A 1,188-nucleotide genomic window follows, 5' to 3' on the forward strand; every position below is an offset into this window, starting at 1 on the left:
GCTCGCTTGTATGGTAGGACTTGAAGGGAGGAGGAGGGACAAGGCTCGATTCTGACTGTTGACGCAGTACAGACCGTGGGAGATTTCGCCCCTCCTCCTTTCACCCAAGCGCCGATAAAGAATGCATCTGGCTAGACCGACGATAGGAACAAGCCTGCGCCTCTGGGTGAGCCCTTCAAGTGCTCAAACCTTATCTCGGAGAAAATCCTGTGGCAATGCCAGTCGCTTTATCAAAACCGGTCGTGGGCGTGGATGTCGCCAAGAATGAACTGGTGATTTATCAGGCTGATAACGATCTGCTTGAAGCGATCCCCAACACCAAAACATCCATCAAACAATGGCTGAAGGCCTTACTGAGGCCAGTGTCTATTGCCATTGAGGCAACCAACATCTACCACTTGGAGTTTGCTGATCTGGCCTACGAGGCCGGTTGCACGATTTATATGGTGGGTGGCTATGAACTCAAACATTACCGCGAAGGCGTGAAGATCCGCGCCAAAACCGACGCCCTGGACGCTAAGCTGTTGGCTCGCTACTTGAAAAACGAAGCCGAGGAGTTGCGCCCCTGGACCCCGCCGTCACCAATGTACCGTCAGCTCCTGAGCCTTTTTCGCCGTCGCGCAGCATTGGTCCAGGCCAGGGTCGGCCTGGTGCAGAGCTGGTCGAATGAGCCGCTGCTGAAGGCGGCTTTTGCCGAACAAATAAAGTCCATGCAGCGGCTTGAAACGATGATCGAAAAGACGATCAACGATCAGCTCAAAGAAGCCGGTTTGTCCGGTCAATTGAAGCGCTGCCTGAAAGTCGAAGGCATTGGATTTCTGACCGGCGCGCGCCTGCTGACGGCGTTTCAGCGGGGAGATTTTAGCAACGCGGACGCGTTTATCGCCTTCCTGGGCATGGATTTGCGGGTATCGAAATCAGGACAGAAGGACGGTCGCCGCAGTTTGACCAAGCGCGGTGACCCCGAGGCCCGCCGGCTTCTGCACAATGCAGCGATGTCGGCTAGCCGCACGAAAGCCTGGAAAGGGTTTTACGAAAACCAAAGAGCTAGGGGCTTTAGCACCACTCAGGCACTGGTGATGCTTGCTCGTAAGCTTGCTCGGGTAGTATTCGCCTTGCTGAAAGGGCAAAGCGAATACCAACCAAAAGTCAGTTGAGAGCTTCCCCTCAACCATAGAATCTCCCACA

Annotated in this window: 1 protein-coding gene; it reads left to right on the forward strand. The window is 54.6% G+C overall.

All coding sequences use genetic code 11. The features are described 5' to 3' along the window. Positions 1 to 215: 215 nt before the first annotated feature. Positions 216 to 1,157, forward strand: coding sequence for a transposase (locus tag HB680_RS32445; RefSeq protein ID WP_213942329.1), 942 nt, complete (start codon positions 216 to 218; stop codon positions 1,155 to 1,157). The last annotated feature ends 31 nt before the right edge of the window (positions 1,158 to 1,188 follow it).

This window comes from Pseudomonas sp. dw_612, from assembly GCF_018449725.1.
Taxonomy (GTDB): domain Bacteria; phylum Pseudomonadota; class Gammaproteobacteria; order Pseudomonadales; family Pseudomonadaceae; genus Aquipseudomonas.